At 42.8% G+C, this 18551-nt stretch carries 12 protein-coding genes and 1 pseudogene; 1 reads left to right on the forward strand and 12 read right to left on the reverse strand.

Annotated elements, in window-relative coordinates:
* Positions 1 to 204 precede the first annotated feature (204 nt).
* The 11 genes and pseudogenes from ettA to K9E37_RS02135 all read right to left on the reverse strand — a co-directional run bounded on the left by ettA (position 205) and on the right by K9E37_RS02135 (position 15636).
* Positions 205 to 1881: an energy-dependent translational throttle protein EttA gene (ettA, locus tag K9E37_RS02085; protein ID WP_012914413.1), complete on the reverse strand. Its 1677-nt coding sequence runs from the start codon at positions 1879 to 1881 to the stop codon at positions 205 to 207.
* A 138-nt stretch (positions 1882 to 2019) separates the two neighbouring features.
* A complete protein-coding gene (locus K9E37_RS02090; RefSeq protein WP_102703219.1) occupies positions 2020 to 2520 on the reverse strand; it encodes a DUF3180 domain-containing protein in 501 nt (166 codons plus the stop codon).
* Positions 2520 to 3755 carry a dihydroneopterin aldolase gene (locus tag K9E37_RS02095; protein WP_102703220.1) on the reverse strand — a complete coding sequence of 412 codons (1236 nt, stop codon included), beginning with the start codon at positions 3753 to 3755 and terminating at the stop codon, positions 2520 to 2522. Before K9E37_RS02095 ends, K9E37_RS02090 begins: the two co-directional genes overlap by 1 nt.
* Before the next feature lie 271 nt (positions 3756 to 4026).
* Positions 4027 to 6336: an ATP-dependent zinc metalloprotease FtsH gene (gene ftsH / locus K9E37_RS02100; protein WP_004108568.1), complete on the reverse strand. Its 2310-nt coding sequence runs from the start codon at positions 6334 to 6336 to the stop codon at positions 4027 to 4029.
* Between the two features lie 61 nt (positions 6337 to 6397).
* Positions 6398 to 6952 carry a hypoxanthine phosphoribosyltransferase gene (hpt, locus tag K9E37_RS02105; protein WP_101886119.1) on the reverse strand — a complete coding sequence of 185 codons (555 nt, stop codon included), beginning with the start codon at positions 6950 to 6952 and terminating at the stop codon, positions 6398 to 6400.
* Complete coding sequence (tilS, locus tag K9E37_RS02110; protein WP_102703222.1) at positions 6927 to 8045, reverse strand: tRNA lysidine(34) synthetase TilS; 1119 nt, start codon at positions 8043 to 8045, stop codon at positions 6927 to 6929. The genes hpt and tilS overlap by 26 nt, the downstream gene beginning before the upstream one ends.
* Positions 8046 to 8091: 46 nt before the next feature.
* A pseudogene (locus tag K9E37_RS02115) lies at positions 8092 to 9884 on the reverse strand (D-alanyl-D-alanine carboxypeptidase).
* 74 nt (positions 9885 to 9958) lie between these two features.
* Positions 9959 to 11611 (reverse strand): hypothetical protein, encoded by a 1653-nt coding sequence (locus K9E37_RS02120; protein ID WP_174182525.1) that lies wholly within the window; start codon positions 11609 to 11611, stop codon positions 9959 to 9961.
* Positions 11612 to 11625: 14 nt separating this feature from the next.
* Positions 11626 to 12531, reverse strand: coding sequence for an ABC transporter ATP-binding protein (locus K9E37_RS02125; RefSeq protein WP_116994628.1), 906 nt, complete (start codon positions 12529 to 12531; stop codon positions 11626 to 11628).
* Between the two features lie 301 nt (positions 12532 to 12832).
* The gene (locus K9E37_RS02130) at positions 12833 to 14059 is read right to left on the reverse strand and encodes a glycosyltransferase family 2 protein (RefSeq protein WP_033888470.1); all 1227 of its coding nucleotides are present in this window, start codon (positions 14057 to 14059) and stop codon (positions 12833 to 12835) included.
* Positions 14056 to 15636 (reverse strand): AI-2E family transporter, encoded by a 1581-nt coding sequence (locus K9E37_RS02135; protein ID WP_102703225.1) that lies wholly within the window; start codon positions 15634 to 15636, stop codon positions 14056 to 14058. The genes K9E37_RS02130 and K9E37_RS02135 overlap by 4 nt, the downstream gene beginning before the upstream one ends.
* A gap of 271 nt (positions 15637 to 15907) precedes the next feature.
* Between K9E37_RS02135 and glnA the strand changes: the two genes are divergently transcribed.
* Positions 15908 to 17344 (forward strand): type I glutamate--ammonia ligase, encoded by a 1437-nt coding sequence (gene glnA / locus K9E37_RS02140; protein WP_004109385.1) that lies wholly within the window; start codon positions 15908 to 15910, stop codon positions 17342 to 17344.
* Between the two features lie 500 nt (positions 17345 to 17844).
* Here glnA and K9E37_RS02145 read toward each other — a convergent pair whose 3' ends face one another.
* Complete coding sequence (locus K9E37_RS02145; protein WP_116994626.1) at positions 17845 to 18486, reverse strand: ABC transporter ATP-binding protein; 642 nt, start codon at positions 18484 to 18486, stop codon at positions 17845 to 17847.
* Positions 18487 to 18551 lie beyond the last annotated feature (65 nt).

An 18551-nucleotide genomic window follows, 5' to 3' on the forward strand; every position in this document is an offset into this window, starting at 1 on the left:
ATGTTGTCAAAAAGCGCCGAGACGCTCGCACTATAAGCGCTCGCTTCTGAGCTTGCATGGAAAAAGTCCACTGAACTTTCCATGCAAGCTCACGCTCCGAGTTACTTTCGCGCACTACGCTCCAAGCGCGAAAGCAGGTCGTCGCGCAAACGCCGGAAAAATCACCGGCAAATGTTTCCACCAATAAATGAAAACAAAACTCAACTAGCGAGTGAGCTTACGATGCAAGCGATGCGGACGAGCAGCTTCCTCACCCAAGCGCGCAATCTTATTTTCTTCGTAAGCTTGGAAGTTACCTTCAAACCAGTACCACTTTGCAGGATTCTCGTCGTCGCCTTCCCAAGCAAGAATATGCGTTGCAACTCGGTCGAGGAACCAGCGATCATGCGAAACCACAACAGCGCAGCCTGGGAAATCAAGTAAAGCGTTTTCCAAGCTTTCCAAAGTCTCAACATCCAAATCGTTAGTAGGCTCATCGAGAAGAAGCAAGTTTCCACCCTGCTTAAGAGTCAAAGCCAAGTTCAAACGGTTACGCTCACCGCCGGAAAGCACACCAGTAAGCTTCTGCTGATCCGAACCTTTAAATCCAAAGCTTGCAACATATGCGCGAGTAGGAATCTCAACGCCTGCAACCTCAATAAAATCAAGTCCGCCGGAAACAGCTTCCCACAAGTTCTTATTAGGATCCAATCCTGCACGATTCTGATCCACGTAAGAAATCTTCACAGTATCGCCAACAATAAGCTCTCCGCCAGAAAGAGACTCCAAGCCCACAATCGTCTTGAACAGCGTAGACTTACCAACGCCGTTTGGACCAATCACGCCAACAATACCGTTACGAGGCAGCGTAAACGACAAGTCGTCGATAAGTACACGGTCGCCAAAAGCCTTGTGAATATGCTTTGCTTCCAAAACTTGCGAGCCCAAACGTGGACCTGCTGGAATTTGAATTTCAGAGAAGTCAAGCTTCTTGGAATTACGTGCCTCTTGCTCCATTTGGTCGTAGCGTTCCAAACGAGCCTTGTTCTTAGCTTGGCGAGCTTTCGGCGAGCTACGCACCCAATCAAGCTCATTCTTCAAACGCTTAGCAAGCTTGGCATCCTTGGCACCCTGGATTTCCATACGCTTTGCTTTAGTTTCCAAATACGTTGAGTAATTTCCCTTATATGGATAAAGCTGACCACGGTCAACTTCGCAAATCCACTCCGCTACGTTATCCATAAAGTAGCGGTCGTGCGTAACAGCAATAACAGCACCCTCGTACTTGTGCAAGAACTGTTCAAGCCACAAAATAGATTCCGCATCCAAATGGTTAGTAGGCTCATCCAAAAGCAGCAAATCTGGAGCTTCAAGAAGAAGCTTACACAATGCAACTCGACGCCTTTCACCACCAGAGCACACAGAAACAGGCGAATCCGGATCTGGGCATTGCAAAGCATCCATAGCCTGCTCAAGCTGCGAATCCAAATCCCAACCGTTTGCAGCGTCAATTTCAGTCTGAAGCTTACCCATTTCTTCCATTAACGCATCAAAATCAGCGTCTGGATTAGCCATTTCTTCGCCGATTTGGTTAAAACGCGCCACTTTTTGCGCAATCTCACCAAAAGCCATCTTAATGTTTTCGCCAACCGTCTTAGTGTCATCAAGAGGTGGTTCCTGCTGCAAAATACCTACCGTATAGCCAGGAGTCAAAGAAGCTTCACCATTGGTCACATTTTCCAAACCGGCCATAATTTTCAGCAGCGTCGACTTACCCATGCCGTTCGGACCCACAACACCAATTTTTGCGCCCGGAAGGAAGCTTAAAGTAACATCGTCGAGAATTACACGATCTCCGTACGATTTACGCGCCTTAATCATCTGATAGATAAATTCAGCCAAAGTAATATACCATCCTTACAAACGTTGAAATTCCAGCGTTTGTTGCAACTTGCGTAAAAAGCGTTTAGTACTTTTACCTACTTAATTCAAGCAAGATGCAACTTACATAAAACTACGCAAACTAATAGCTAGCAAATACTAGCACGTTGCTGGCGTACGATTTGACTTATTGACAGACTCAGAATCATCTTCAGGCGGAATCTGGCAGAGCCACTCGCCCAAAATCCCAACGACCATATCAATAAAGCACACCAAGCCAGCAATAGAGCATTCACGCACAACAGAGTTATACAGAATTATTTCACTGTGTGGCAGACTCATTAACAACTGCCCAACGTACCAGCCAGACAAAATAGCACCTGCCATTCCCAATGCCTTAGACAGCATAAGAGCTGCAACAGCAAATTGAGAACTTACAGGCTTCTTATTTTTATCTTTGTTAGCAACACTTTGATGAGTTTGCAACGCCATAACAAAAGTTATTAAGCCAGCAATCACCATAATTGCAACAACAACCCACGGAGCTCCTGCTAACGACATAGCACTAGACTCTGTTGACGACACTAGAAATGCGCCCAGCACAAAGCCAAACAGTAACCCTAGTACCAGATACCACCAAGGTGTGCGATACGCTTTCATTAACAACCATCCCCTATAAGCCATTGCTCTGAGTATACCCCAACAGTTTGAGCATCAAAAGCAAACGCTAATGAGTACGAAACTGAGTTGTCATCCAAAGCAGCATCCGACTCTATCTGCAGCCACGGCATAAGTTCAGGCGACTTAGGGTCAACCATCACCATTTCCGCTAGTTGTTGCGGCAATTTTTCTGCATCAACAGTTCTTGTATCAGCAGCAGAAGCACCATATGAACGCGTACCCAACACTCGCACAGTCACCTTATCTTTATACAAAGTAGCAACAGCGCGAAGCAAGCGAAGCAGTTCATACTCGTCACCGCCCGAAGACAGAATAAATACAGCCGCGTAATAATCACCTTCAAGCATATTGGCAACATATAGTGCCGATACGCCATCTACGCGAGATTCTCTATCCTGCTCAAGCATTGCAACTATTCTCAGCATAGCAGAACGCGTGTCTTGTTTCGCGACACCCTTCATAGAAATTACTGCAGTTGTCTGTAACGGAGTCGGACATATACGGAACAAAGGAGACTTAGTTTCTCTTTTAACAAGCTCACTGCCATAATTGACACTTTTAGATTCATCGACACAAGAGCACTCTGAATCTCCATTATTTTCATAATCATCCGCGAAAGAATTTGCGATATCAACGGCAGCTTTAGCAGCTGCAGCAGCGTCCTCGTCTTCTTTGCGCTGCTTTTCTTTTCTATCTTCCTCAATAAGAGAACGATAGTAATCTGCTATTTCGCCTTCCTCAAGATCGTCAACTGATACGCTTCCACTACGAACAGCAACATGCGCAAGAGAATCAGGAATTACACGCCGTTCCGAATAATTTAACTCTTCTCTAGAAACACTATTCAAAGTAACACAAATATCGTCAACAGTGCTTTTCATGCCGTAATATTCGCTTCTTAAAGCAGCATGAACAGTAATATCAGCCTCACTAATTTGCCAAGTGTGCATAGCAGAATTTAAAACAGATTTAGCAATAAGTTCTAAAGCTATAGCAGGATGCTCCTCAATTTCGCTATCTTTTTCGCAACGTTTAAGCATAAAAGCAAGACGCTCAGCAATTTGAGGAATATCTATTGCGTTAGTCTCATCTCCGTCTAATGCATTACTCAAATTAACTTTTAAAACAGCATCTATGTAAATAGAAGAATATAATCCAATGACTATTGAGTCACCGCTTGGGCGAATACCCTTCAAACTTATGGTTGTATTCATAATTTCATCTTCTACTCTCTAATAAAAACAATTTAAAATTCCAATTATTCGTTTATTTATCTTTTACTCTTACCTATAATACGCAAAACTAATATTTCGATACATTGTACTCGATATAAATCAACATGCGTAATTTTTTGCATATAACACTAATTTTTATTATTAAATTCTTAGAAAAATAAAAATAAACGCTGACAGCAATAAATTATATTGTTATCAGCGTTTATTAATGATTGTATTTTATCTGCTTTTTAGCACTGTATTTACACTATTAAGCACCAAATTGAGTGCCGTCATTTTGATTAGTAGACGGATTAACTGGTGGCTTAACAGTTCCAATAACAGTTCGAGGAGCAGGTGCAGTAGTCTGAATAGACGTATCAACAGACATCTGATCAGACTGCTGGTTTTGTGAAGTTGCGTTATTGGAAGATTCAGAAAGTTCAGAAGCTTCACTCTGCTCATTCTTACCTTCAACGTTGCGCTTTAAACTTTCTGGAATTTCAACAGGAGGAAGATCAGAATCTGGTCTTCTATCGTCCGAAAGCCAAAGAGTACGCTCAGGAGCCTTACGAATCTTACTGAAGATTTCCTTAAGTTCCTTCTCGTTAAGAGTTTCCTTAGCGAGCAACTGACGAACCAGCTCATCTAATACGTCACGATTATTGTTAATAATCTCCCACGCTTCAGTATGAGCAGTTTCGATAAGCTTATGAACTTCTTCATCGATTACTTCAGCAGTACGATTCGAGAACTTACGAGGTTGCAAAGAATCGAGTGAACCGGAAGAATCTTCGTCAGTATCCATCCACTTAACAGCTCCAAGCTTCGCTGAGAAACCATATTCAACAACCATCTTACGAGCAATAGCAGTAGCTTTCTCAATGTCGTTAGAAGCACCAGTTGTTGGATCATGGAACACAACTTCCTCTGCTGTGCGTCCGCCCATAGCATATGCCATTTGATCCAGCAATTCGTTGCGAGACTGCGAGTAACGGTCGCTTGTTGGCATCACAGCAGTGTAGCCAAGTGCGTGACCTCGCGGCAAAATCGTTACTTTAGTAACAGGATCCGTGTGGTGCAACGCAGCAGCAACAAGCGCATGACCACCCTCATGGTAAGCAGTGTTACGCAATTCATCCAAAGCCATACCCTTAGACTTACGTCGAGGTCCTGCTTGAACACGATCAATTGCCTCATCAATAGCGCGATTATCGATATATTGAGCACCAGAGCGAGCGCAAAGCAACGCAGCTTCGTTAAGCACGTTAGCTAAGTCTGCACCAGTAAAACCAGGAGTGCGCACAGCAACCATATGAAGATCAACATCCGGCACAAAAGGCTTACCCTTAGCGTGAACCTTCAAAATTGCCTCGCGACCTTCCAAATCAGGAGCCTCAACAGCCACCTGACGGTCAAAACGACCAGGACGAAGAAGTGCGGAATCAAGCACATCTGGACGGTTTGTTGCGGCAATAATAATCAAATTAGTGTCGTTGTCGAAGCCGTCCATCTCAACAAGCAGCTGATTAAGTGTCTGCTCGCGCTCATCATGACCGCCAGTCATGCCACTTCCGCGGCGACGACCAACAGCATCAATCTCATCGATAAAGATGATGGCAGGAGCATTCTTCTTAGCTTCGTCAAAAAGTTCACGAACACGAGACGCGCCCAAGCCTACGAACATTTCCACGAAGTCAGAGCCAGCCATTGCATAGAACGGCACACCAGCTTCGCCTGCAATAGCACGAGCCAACAAAGTCTTACCAGTTCCTGGAGGACCATAAAGCAGCACACCGCGCGGAATGCGAGCACCCAAAGCCTTGTAGCGCGAAGGATCCTTCAAGAAGTCTTTAATCTCTTCAACTTCTTCAACAGCAGCTTGTTCGCCAGCAACGTCAGCAAACTTAGTTTTAGGAGTCTGACCTTCAAGCAGCTTGCCACGGCCACGTCCGCCACCCATGCCAAGCATACTTCCACCGGCACCGCCTATTCTGCTAAACATGAACCAAATCATGCCAAGGAAGAACAATATCGGAGCAAGCGAAGTAATCAAATACGAAATAATGCTAGATGACTGTAAGCTAGCAGTCCAGCCGTTAGAAGGCTTCGCCTTTTCGACTTCTTGTACAATTGACCTACCTTGTGCATACGCGTAGTAGAATTGCACATCCTTGCCAAAGTCACGCTTTTGCTTACTTCGTTTATCGAACTTCTTAAACGGACTATCAAGCGTAAGCTTAACTAACTGTTTATTGTCAATAATTTCCACATAACTTGCTTTATGAGATCGCACTAACTCAATACCATCCTGAGTATCGATAGTTTGCGATCCGTTATGAACAAACATTTGGAATCCGACAACTGAAAGCAACACAAGAAGCACAATCCACGTCCATGGCGACTGCCAGAAGGAACGACGATTGTTATGGTTGTTCTCGTTATTTTTATTATTCTTGCCCTGTTGACCGTTGTTTCGCTGATTCCTAGGGTTGCGTGGATTTAAAAACGGATTATTCCCGTTATTTCCACGCCCAGGACCGCCCATTGGGCCTTGCGGTGTCATAGGAGAAGCGCCCATGTAATAAGGCTCCTTTCAAACTCCTCAATTTATATAAAAATTCTGAATAGAATCTATAAAATCAAGCACCATACACTGATGGCTTTAATACCGCAATACTATTGAGATTGCGGTAGCGTTCGTCGTAGTCCATTCCGAAACCAACGACAAATGCATCAGGAATTTCAAAGCCCGAGTAGTCGATTTGTACGTCTACTTCGCGACGTGCAGGCTTACTGAGCAATGCAAAAACTTTTACACTTGCAGCACCACGACCTTTTAGCTCATCTACAAGCCAAGCTAGCGTGCGACCGGAATCAACAATGTCTTCTACAATAAGCACATCTCGACCACGCACATCAGTACTTAAATCTTCGCGAACAGTGATTTGTCCGCTAGTTTGAGTGCCACTGCCGTAACTAGACAAGCTCATAAAGTCCATTGATGCGTTAATGCTTAATTCTTGCGAAAATACAGCAAGAGTATTTACAGCACCTTTGAGAACTGCAACAAGCAAAACATTACGGTTTTTGTAATCTTCACTTACTTGTTTAGCAACTTCACGAATACGCTTCATAAGGTCTTCGTGGCTAATTAATTCATAGTCGATGTCATCTCGTATATCTGCAATTTGCATGTTCACTATCTTTGCATAAGCGAATGACGATATTGCGCGAGAGCCGAGTCGCTTCGTAATAATTTGGCAGCGAAAAAGGCTTCTGACCATGCCATTTTGTACATAGTTCGTCCACTGCCGATATGTGACTTGACGAGAAACGCAGACCAAGCTCACTTAACGCACGCACTATAATCCGTCTACGAATTGATGGATGATATTGCGCTAACTTCTCAGCTTTTAACCTAACAGTTTTCGCATTTTTATCAAATTCCATCACTTGTGAACTAGCTTCGTCAACTTGAGAATTAATATAGTCAAGATCGTCTCTAGCTATTTCAGCTCCACGAGAAAGCAAAGTAACCATATTTGCATTAAAAAATCGCGAAATATAAGGCATTAACGTGTGTCTAACTCGAGATCTCAATGGATAATTTTCTGAAAGTTCCTCATTTTGCGAAATATCGTCACCATTTGTAGGATCATCCCACCATGAAATGCCTAAATCCTCGCAAATACCAGTAGTATCTTCTCTACTAAGCTTAATAAGAGGCCTCGCAAAAAGCACGTTTTGACGCAATGTCACTGCTTTCATGCCAGCAACTGCTTCTAAACCTGCAGAATCTTTTAGCCCCATCATTACAGTTTCTGCTTGATCATTTGCAGTATGAGCTAGAAGCACGGCTGCAGCTTGCTGCTTTTTAGCGACCTCAATAATTGCTTGATACCTAGCATTTCTAGCAGCAGATTCTTCGCCTTCTCCCGAATCTTCAACGTTCACAGATTGAATATACACGTACTTTTCATCTATTCCAGATTGCAAACAATGTTTAGCAGCAGTATTGGCAATTTCAGTTGAGTGTGGCTGCAAATGGTGATCTACTATTACGACACCGCAACGAATACCCCTACTTGCGCACACAATCACGCTCAATGCTGTAAGTGCAAGAGAATCTCTACCTCCAGAGCACGCAATAAGAACCAAAGGAGCATCAACATCTGTCGCGTGATTGCCATGTTCGGAAAAACGCGCGTCTTGTGCACATAATGAAAGTTCGTCAAAACAATGCTTGATTGCGCCAATTCCTGCGCGTATGCGAGAAGAATACACCATAGCTTCTAGTGTAGCGCGCCAATAACGCTAAATTGCAACTCATAAATCATAGTTTTGGCAATTCTGCCATAAACTTATTAATCGCTACGAACGCTCCCCAAATATCAGCTGGCTGGTTCGCAACAACAGCGAAAGTTAGCACTCCACCACTTTTCCTAGATACATTACCAACCATAGAAGTAACTTCACTTAAAGAACCAGTCTTTACGCGAAGCATGCCGGCAGAAGATTCATCCGCTAAACGCTTTTCTTTGCTGTTCCAACTAAACCAGGAAGAGACAATCCTTCAGCAGCTGCAGCACCTCCAGAATCGGCTTTAATATTAAGCACTTGTACTTGAGCTAGCGTTGTTGCGCGCAACCTTGATTTTGGAGACAAGCCTGAGCAATCAGACATGTGCAAACCACGTATATCGATATTGAGCTTGCGCAATCCCTCTTTTACTGCCTGAACTGCACCCTCCGGAGAGTTGGATTTGTGAGTTGCAAGCGCAGTCAAACGACCAAACTCTTCCGCCAATGTGTTGTCTGAAATACGAAGCGTATATGCCATTATTTCGTTTAATGGTGCAGAAGAAACTTGTGCAATTAAACGCGAATTAGATGATATTAACGATTGAGTTTCGCTTACTGGTATGACAAGATTTTCAGACTGTGCAGATTTATCTTCATTTTCAGAATCTTTATTGTTTTCAGAAGAATCATCTGCAGACGAGCCTGAACCGGAATTTTTTTCATCAGAAGCGGTTTTATTAGAATAATTACTTATAACTATTCCTTGTTTGCTTAATAATTTAGCAAAAACATGACCGACACTTAAAGCAGGATGAGGATCAGAAAGCGGAAAATCTGTCATAGCGTCAGCGTCAACACCTTGCACTGAAAGGTCACGCTGACGAGCATCATCTATAGCCAAAGATGACGTTTGAGCATAAAAGCGGCGTTCAACATCTGTTTCATAAATCAAATCAGGAGCACGTTTTGCGCCAAACAATGAGTCATCAACAGCTAAAGAAACTGTGTGAATATTTTCAAGCTTCAACGCGTTGGCTGTTCTTCTCGCTAATGTCGTTAAACCTGCTCTGCCATTGACATGGTGCCAATCGTTTTCTCCAACGCCAAGAAGCATGTCACCATTGCCGCGAAGCACAAGCTTTCTAGCATTCGTACTAGAAGCTCGTTCTGGTTCACCGCCTGTTTTAGGCAACAAAAATACTTGAGTATCAAGAGTTGAACCCATGTCAAGAGTGCGAGAAGCTACGCTAGCAGTTAAAGTTTTAAGCGTTGACGCTGGCTCTCTTAAAGCATTTGGCTCATGCGAAGCAACTACTCGCCCATTAGCATCCATAATTACTGCTGAAGTGCTGCTACTCATAGAAGCATCGGAAACCAACTCGTTAATAAGTTTTTGAGCTTGCGAATGATTTATTTCTTTACCATAAGTCACGCCTTTAGCTAGTGATTTAACTCGCAAAAGTGATTTAGGAGAAGAAACAGTTACAGCATAATGTTGTTTTCGCAACGTCAAAGGACCAGGAAGAATATCGTATACGTCAAGCAAAAAATAAGTAAAAATAATTGCTGCACTAACTATAACTGCTATAAATGCAATAAGCAATCGCCAACGAGAAGGATATTGGCTTCTTAAAACCATAGCAGCGTATTTACTTTTCTTCTGTGCGCTACTTGGTTTAATCTCACTGCTTGATTTAGATTCACTACTTAGTTTTTGTTCACTGCTTGGTTTAGGCTCGATACTTTTGTTGGGTTCGCCGCTTTGCGCTGGCGTGCTCGCATTAGGAATATTTAAGGCATCGTTTAAGCCTTTATTACTTTCCATGCGAGCACACCTTTAAATCGATTGCAAATACCGCGCTTAACTATACATTGCGCTTGCAACAAAGCGTGCGTAAGTTACGCAGTAATAGACGCGAATCTGCGCAAGTTTTCTACAATGCGAATCATGCGCTTATCCATTACTTTGCCACCAAGAATCACGCCAACAACCAGCACAATCAAGCCGTTTACTATGAACAGAATGCTTGCAATCCACAAAAGATTCGGGTTAAGAATCATAAACGCAATCGCAGCCGCAAACGAAGGAATCATGCAAACTACAGAAAGAAGCATAAAGCCTATAGCTGCAAAACTTCGCCCGCCAGCACTTCCTTGCGGCCTAGAAAATGGCTTTTCGATTGATGCCACAGGGTACATTGCAATGCACGAAGAAATTAAGCCAATGCCTATGGAAGCAAAAGCTATTCCAATTGGCGAAAGAATCTGGAACATAACTGCATTCACATTTTGCTTAACATTTGCTACAAAGAAAAGGAAAACGTAAACCCCTACTCCAATAATCGCAAAATAAACAGCGCAAATCACTGACCAAACTATTGCGTTCGCTAAGCGATCGTGCAAACCTTTTACTCCAATAATCACATGCATAGTAAAAGCTGTGCCATCGTAAGCAATATTGTTTCCAACAACCATGCCCATAAGCAAAGCAGCATACATCATCCATCCAGAAACACCTAAGTTATCTGTTAGAGAATCAAATCCTTTAGCCTTAAAACTACTTCCTCCTGCAACTACCAGCATAAAAAGCGGCGCAATAAGCAAAAATAGCTGACGCATATCTCTTCTCATAACGCTAATAATTCGCGCAATAATCGCACCAACTGTGTTGTCTGGAACTGCTGCAAACAAGCCGATTCCCTTAGTTTTAACAACTGTTTTTTGCTCACCACGAAGCAACTTCGGCTCTAATTTTGCGCAAAATACAGAGATTGCAAAGCAAGCAGCAATCGTTACAACGCAAATAAGGAAGCGAATAGCAAGAGCAAGCCAATTGCCATTAATAGCATCGAGCGGCAAAGCCATAGCTGCACTTAATGGTGTAAAAGCGGACGCAGCACAGAAACTTGTGCCTAGCGCAATTCCATTTGGCGAAGGGCTATGCGTATTCATTGATGAAACAAAAATCATGTACGCTATAAAAATGGCAAAGTAAAAAATGTTTCTTGAACGCTTGTTTATTAAAATAGTATCCAAAAGCTCAATAAGCATTTTGCTTAAAGACACGATTGTTGCAACGTAAAGCGGAGCTGCAATTACGCTGACTAAAACCGGCACAATTCCAAAGCTTCTGTACGCTAAAGACCACAAAGCAAGCGCGATTGTGCAGCTTACTGAAAGCGCTCCAAAAAGAGAGCCAAGAAGCATGCCAGCTTGCTGCTTTACGTAAGGAATGCCGTAAAGCGCAAAACTACGCGATTTTAGTGTTGTGTCGCTGCCAAACATAAACACGTTTATAAACAGCGTAAAAATTGACGCAATCGACGCAACCATTATTGGAGCCAATTGGAATTCCTGCCAATTTTTAGTATCTGCAAGCATTCCTGGATTAATGTACTTGCCAGTTTCCCAGCCAGCAAAACCAAGAGCGCATATAAGCGCAAGTCCAAAAACAATTGCTATAGCAAAGCCAATTTTTTGCCAAATTGACTTTCGCATAACAGAAAAAGTAAGCGCCCAGCGAAGGCGAACCATGGTAAAAATCATAGACATTACGGTTTTCCCTTTTAAGCGTTGAGATTGGTGGAAGATGCAGGAGCGTTATCAGATTTGCCGCCGTTAAGCCAGTCGATGCGCGCAGCTGCGTGACGTCCGCCAACAAGCTCCATAAAGCGATCTTCAAGATCTTTGCCCTGAGCCACCTCTTCAAGAGTGCCAGCAGCCGCAACATGACCTTCGTTAATAATCGCCACGTGCGAGCACATTTTTTCAACCAATTCCATAACGTGCGAAGAAATAATCACCGTGCCGCCAGTAGAAACATACTCGGCAAGAATATCCTTCAAATTTGCGCTAGAAACAGGATCCACTGCCTCAAAAGGCTCGTCCAACACAAGTACGCGAGGGCTGTGAATCATAGCTGTTGCAAGGCAAATCTTCTTAGTCATACCAGTTGAATAGTCCGAAACCATAGTGTTTGCAGCTTCTGTTAAGTCGAATGCAGAAAGCAAATCGTTCGCGCGACGAACAGCCTCAGCGCGGCTCATCTCGCGAAGCATGCCAGCGTAAGTTAAAAGCTGAAGGCCAGTAATCGTCTTAAAAATCTCGTCGGCCTGAGGCATTAAACCGATTGCGCGCTTAGCGCGATTTACGTCACTCCAAACATCGTTGCCAAAAATCGAAGCCGAGCCAGCATCTGGCATAAGCAAGCCCGTAAGCATTTTAATCGTAGTAGTTTTGCCAGCACCATTCGGGCCGACTAATCCATAGAAAGAGCCTGCTGGAATGCTCAACGAAAGATTATCTACAGCAACTTTCTTGCCAAAAGTCTTAACAAATCCGCTAATAGAAACCGCTGGAACATCTTCGTTAGTAGCGTCGTAAGTGTTTGCGCCAAAAACTGGAACGCTGCTAGCAAAAGTATTTCCGGACGGATACTCGGACGGATATTCAGACGGAATAGAATCTACCATAGAAACCTCGCAGTATACAGATAAACGCACGCATTGCACTACATTAATTGCGCAATCACACGCTTATATCAAGGCTTCTATTATCTCATACCCGCAATTTTTGCGCAATCGCAACGCCAGCAGCAGCCGCACACACCGCCCCAAACGCGAGACAACCATCCCACATTCGGAGCAAAAACCCACCAAAACCCTCCAAACACGAGAAACCTACCCCACATTTGGAGCAAAATGACACAGACAACACTCCAAACGCGAAACAAGTTACCCATACTTGGAGCAATGCACCATATTAAACGAGAGCTTAACGACCGGTATGCTGAATCGGCTTCCACTCGCTCTTTGAGAAAATAGCTTGGAACGCAATAGGCACGTACGAAAGCATAAAAATCGGGAAGCTAAGAGCGTACGCAAATAGTTCCTTATTCGTTGCACCAAGCTTATCGTGTTCAACTAAAATAGTGAGCGACACAAATATCATCATGCCTAAAACACTTGTAACAGTAGTTGTAATGAAGTTAATCATTGAATAGATTTGACTCATCCATGTTACAAATCCAAATGCAGCAAAAATAAACCCAAGTATTATTCTTGCAACAGCCAAAACCATAAATGGGAAAAGCATAAGCGTAAAATCAACCGACGAAAAATCTCTTTCGCGAATACCATGTCGAATAAGAGCTGCTCCATAGTAACGAAATACCTGCAAGAATCCCTTGCTCCAACGAAGACGCTGCCTCCAGCTCTGCCTAAACGACACAGGTTGTTCATCATACAACACTGCAGAACCGCAATATCCAACTTTGTCTCCGTGAAGAATAGCATCCATAGTAAATTCAAGATCCTCAGTAAGAAGATGGAATTTCCATCCGCTATTTCTGTGCATAATCTCACGCGAGAACATGAATCCAGTTCCACCAGCATGGCAACTCGAACCGAATAGCATTCGAGAGTTGTTAGTAAATCGCGATTCTCGAATAAACCAAAGTGCAGAGCCAGACGAAACCCAATTATCTGAAAGATTCACGGAATTACGATAGCTGGTTAAAATTTGATATCCTGCGTGGAAACCTTTATTCATTTCCTCAAAATAATGCGGATCAAGTTTATTGTCTGCATCGAAAACAAAGTACGCGTCATAAACTTTATCCGCACCAATTTTCATAATATGATCGAGAAGATAGCTGAGCGCATAACCTTTACCAATATGCTCTTTATCAAAACGTTCAATTACGTTGCATCCGCAATTGCGGCCAACTTGCGCAGTAGAATCAGTGCAATTATCTGCAACAAGCCAAATATCAATAAAATCTTGTCTATATGTTTGAGTTTGAATGCAATGAATAAGATTACCTATAACAGCTTCCTCATTGCGCGCAGAAATAAGCACAGCATAATGCTTATCCATTGGTGCTTCAGGAAAAACAATAGGCTTAGCGAATAAAGATGCAACAGCACAAACACCTTGATACACAACACCGCTTATGCCAATAAGTATTACTAGTACATCAAATATTGATAGAAGAATCATCGCTTCCATCCGCTCCGTGGATTATTTTTTACGTTACTTTTATTATTTTTTGTATTTTTTACTATTTTAGACTCGCCTACTTGCAATTTTGCTTTAGAAGAATCCTTATTTTCAGAATCTACTTTACGCTTTGCAATATCTTTATTTACGGCATCTAATATTTCGCGCGAAATTGGCATTGTTGCCAATACGTCAGTTTGATCAGAATCGTTAGAAGAAACTTTGCTACCATTCGCATCGTCAGAGTCTGACACATAAGCTTGCTTATACCAATATAGAATATCCTCGTTCAGAGAAATGCGAGAGCTTGTGCCTTTCATTACACGATGAACACTTTCACTCATTGGATTCATGAACTTACGGCCAATCGCTTCAACGCAACGAACAATAATAGAAGTATGATCAGGGTGAGGATCGTTCATAAGCGGAGAAGAAACTAAACTATATTGCTTCGTGCATACTCTAAAAATTGCTTGCAAACTTGCAGTCACAGGCAAAGCCAAAAATGCTCCAAGAGCACCAAATACAGCGCCCATTACAAGAACTGAAATAAAAGCTACTGCAGGATTCAGATCCATAGTCTTCTCGGAAATCTTCGGCGAAATAACCATGTTCTCAATTTGCTGATAAATCGTAATAAAAATTAATGTTGCAACAGCCGCACCAAAACCATTGGAACCCCATGCAACCAAGATAGGCAAAGCTCCACCCAAATAGCCACCAATTGTAGGCACAAACTGCGAAACAATTCCGCAGAATAAGGATAGCGGAAGCCAATACGGTATATTCATTACAATAAGAAAAATTGCGGTACCCACTGCGTTAATCGCTGCCAAAATAATTCGCGAAAATAAGAAGCTCGAAATCTGCTCTTGAACAACTGACCAAATAAATAGGAAACGACGCTGAGATTGCGGATTCATCCAACGGCACATGCTACGACGCATAGCCGGACCTGCTGCAGAAATGTAATACGTAACCATAATAATGGTAAGTAAATCAAGCAGAACAGTCATCAATCCCCATGTTGTGTTAAGTGCTTGGCCAGCAAAATCAACAACCCAAGATGTTTGCACATGCTTCAAAATTTCCATGCCAAGCTGCTCAATATTAGGCATTTTAAAACCGGTATAGTGAAGCACAAAATTTGCAAATTGATTGTATAAATCAGGCAAGCCCATAACCATTGAAACAACCTGCTGAGCAAATAAATTACCAAACAAAGCAAGTAGCAAGCTAATTACAACAAGCAAGCCCGTTAGCGTAAAGCCAGAAGCAACTCCTCGCCTCCAACCATGCTTAATTAACCGAACAACAAGCGGTTCCATTGCGAGCGCAATAAAAATAGAAATCACAACATCGAAAACAATGAATGAAATGCTATTCCAAGCGAACCATAGGAAGATAGACACAAAAGTAATAATTGCAACGTAAATAAGTGCACGACCTAGCCAATCTGGCGGCCTTCTGTCATCGCCTTTAGCTGGGAAAAGTGAAGCTAAATCTAGCTTATTTTCACTTTCCTTAATATGCTCATGCATCTTATATTCATGCATTTCTTGCTCTTGGTAATTCATAGGTACTATTGTAACTGCGCGAACTGATGAATGCGAATTAGCGGCATGTAATGGTAACTATTTTTGTAATACTTAATAGTTACGCTATTTATTACTATTTATTACAATTTTCTACTATTTCCTACTAAACGATTGCAATTATGCGCATCTACGCAACTACACGTAACATTATGTAACACAAACGTAACGAGATATTCGAGTCGCTGAAATCCAAAATGGCATTCATAGTCATAAACTCATTACTGGGTTTTTTAAGAAAGGAATGGTGACCATGACCACTTTGCAAACTAAAGAAGATGCCGCAGCCCTTATTGAAAAGGAAGGCATTGAGTACGTATCCGTACGATTTACTGATTTAATTGGCGTTCAGCAGCACTTTACTGTTCCTGCTGACGAGTTCTTACACAGCGCTTTCACTGATGGAATGGCGTTCGATGGTTCTTCAATGCAAGGCTTCCAGGCTATTAACGAATCAGATATGAAGCTTATTCCAGATGTTGACACTGCTTATATTGACCCATTCCGTAAGCATAAGACTCTGAATGTTGCTTTCTCTATTGTTGACCCTGTAACAGATGAGCCATATTCTAGGGATCCTCGTCAGGTCGCTATTAAAGCAGAATCCTATTTGAAATCAACTGGCATTGCTGACACTGCAAGCTTTGCCCCTGAAGCTGAGTTCTTCATCTTTGACAAGGTGCGTTTTGCTAACGACATGCAGCGCTCCTTCTATGAGGTTGATTCTAACGAAGCTCCTTGGAATTCTGGCATCGACACTGAAGATGACGGTAGCAACAATATTGGTTTTAAGAATCGCGTAAAGCACGGCTACTTCCCTGTGCCACCAGTAGATCACAATCAGGATTTGCGCGATGACATGGTTTACAACTTGCAAAAAGTTGGTTTGATTCTTGAGCGTTCTCACCACGAAGTCGGCGGCGCAGGTCAGCAGGAAATCAACTACCGTTACAATACGCTTGTTCATGCTGGCGATGATTTGATGAAATACAAGTATGTGGTTCATGAAACTGCTGCTTTAGCTGGTAAGGCTGCAACATTTATGCCAAAGCCAATTGCTGGAGATAACGGCACTGGCATGCACTGCCATCAGTCGCTTTGGAAAGATGGCAAGCCATTGTTCTATGCGGAAACTGGCTACGCTCAACTTTCTGATATTGCACGTTGGTACATTGGCGGCTTGATTAAGCACGCTTCTTCTGTGCTTGCATTTACGAATCCTTCGCTTAACTCTTACCATCGCTTGGTTCCAGGATACGAAGCTCCAGTCAACTTGGTTTACTCTGCTCGTAACCGTTCTGCAGCTATTCGTATCCCTCTTGCTGGTACAGAACCTGCTGCTAAGCGTATTGAGTTCCGTGCACCGGATCCTTCATGCAACCCATTCTTAGCATTCTCCGCTCAGCTTATGGCAGGTTTGGATGGTGTTATTAACCATATTGAGCCTCCTGCCCCTGTTGATAAAGATTTGTACGAGCTTCCTCCAGAGGAGCATGACGGCATTAAGCAAGTTCCTTCTTCGCTTGGTGAAGCTTTGCAATCTTTGGAAGAGGATCACGACTTCCTTATGCAAGGCGACGTATTTACTAGCGACTTGATTGAAACTTGGCTGAATTTGAAGCATGAGGAAATGGATATGGCTCGCTTGGCTCCAACTCCACTCGAGTATGAGCTTTACTTCCACATCTGATTTGTAGTTAAGTTATTCTAGCAATAAGCCGGCTCTACGATTTCGCAGAGTCGGCTTTTTGTTTTGCGCGACGACCTGCTTGAGCGCTTATTCCTCACGGCATAGCCGTTCGGCTGATTTGGCATGTGAAGCACACCGTGCTTCACAATTGAGCCAAATCACGCTTTGAAGGAGCTTGAAATCCTGTTGAGTTCAAGCTCCTTCAAAGCGCGCGCGAAAGCAACTCGGAGCGGAAACTCGCTCGCGTTGGAAGTCCAGTGGACTTCCAACGCGAGTTTCGTAAGCGAGCGCTTATAGCGCGAGCGCAATCTGCACGAGTGTCCCATAACGACAGTTTTCAGACACTAACGCAGTAAGCGCGCTGCACGAGTGTCCCAAAACAAGCGAAATCGGACACGCGCGCAGTAACTCAACTGCACTAGTGTCCCAAAATCACCAAACAGAGACACTCGCGCAGTAAGCGTACTGCACTAGTGTCCCAAAATCGCCTGTTTTGGCGCTCAAGCAGATTGTCGCGTTAGCTGTTTATTTTTCAGCACGTATTTTACATCAGCTTGAGAGGCGACCTTCGAATCATGAGTAACAACAATCACACATTTGCCATGCTCTCTAGCAGCATTTTTTAATATTGCAATAACTTCTTTAGTAGTAGCAGGGTCAAGACTTCCAGTAGGCTCATCAGCTAAAATTACCGGAGCAGAAGATACTAAAGCTCGTCCAATTGCAACACGCTGCTGTTGACCACCAGAAAGTTTAGTGACGTTACGATTTGCTTCTTCTTCAGTTAATCCAAGATCTATTAGCACTTGAACATCAGCATGTGAATTTACTAATCGCAAATTTTCTAATGGCGTCAAATAGTCAATAAGATTAAAATTCTGGAAAACAAGTGAAATATGTTTTTTGCGATGCTCAACATATCCTGTTTTTGCAATATTTTCACCATTAAAAAGCACTTCGCCACTATACGGAGTATCTAATCCAGCTAAAAGTGAGAGCATAGTAGACTTTCCGGCTCCAGAAGCTCCCATGATACTGTACATAGTGCCAGCTTCAAACTCAGCATTCACGTCATTTAGTACCGCAATATTTGCAGGTCCGTAAGTGTACTTCACATTTTTTAATTGCAATAAAGCCGACATAATAAGCTCCTTATTTTTACATAATTTAAATATGATTTATAAGATTTGTTTCATTTATACGATTG

It is taken from the genome of Gardnerella swidsinskii (assembly GCF_023277705.1).
In the GTDB taxonomy this organism is placed as follows: domain Bacteria; phylum Actinomycetota; class Actinomycetes; order Actinomycetales; family Bifidobacteriaceae; genus Bifidobacterium; species Bifidobacterium swidsinskii.